The following is a 413-nucleotide window of genomic DNA, read 5'->3' as shown; positions in this document are numbered from 1 at the left end:
CCGCACGGCCGATGGAGCTGGGCCGGTGAGCGAACCGATCGACACTCTCAACTTCGCCGCCGAGGTCGCGCGCCTAGCCCAGCTCCCCGGTCCCGAATACGACCGCGCCCGCGTCGCCGTCGCCAAGCAGCTCCAAGTCCGCGCTAGCACGCTCGACGCCGAGGTAAGGCGCCTGCGCACCAGCACGTCCACCAGCACGGCCCCCGAGTTCTCTGACGACGCCCTTGCCCTACGGTTCACGGATCGGCACCGCGCAGACCTCCGCTTCGTCGCCACATGGAACCACTGGTACCGGTGGACCGGCACCGTCTGGCAGGCGGAGGAAACCCTCGCAGCGTTCGACCTCGCGCGCGACATCTGCCGCGAGGCTGCCCGCGAGGCCGATCCCGACGACGCGCCAGCCATCGCCAGCG

Annotated in this window: 1 pseudogene; it reads left to right on the top strand. The window is 70.9% G+C overall.

The annotated features are described in order from the left end of the window. Positions 1 to 25 precede the first annotated feature (25 nt). Positions 26 to 413 (top strand): annotated as a pseudogene (locus B8460_RS02390) (hypothetical protein); the annotation flags it as partial.

Source organism: Acidisphaera rubrifaciens HS-AP3 (assembly GCF_000964365.1).
Classification (GTDB): domain Bacteria; phylum Pseudomonadota; class Alphaproteobacteria; order Acetobacterales; family Acetobacteraceae; genus Acidisphaera; species Acidisphaera rubrifaciens.
Note: the sequence above shows the minus strand (reverse complement) of the source record. Positions and strands in the feature narration are given on the sequence as shown.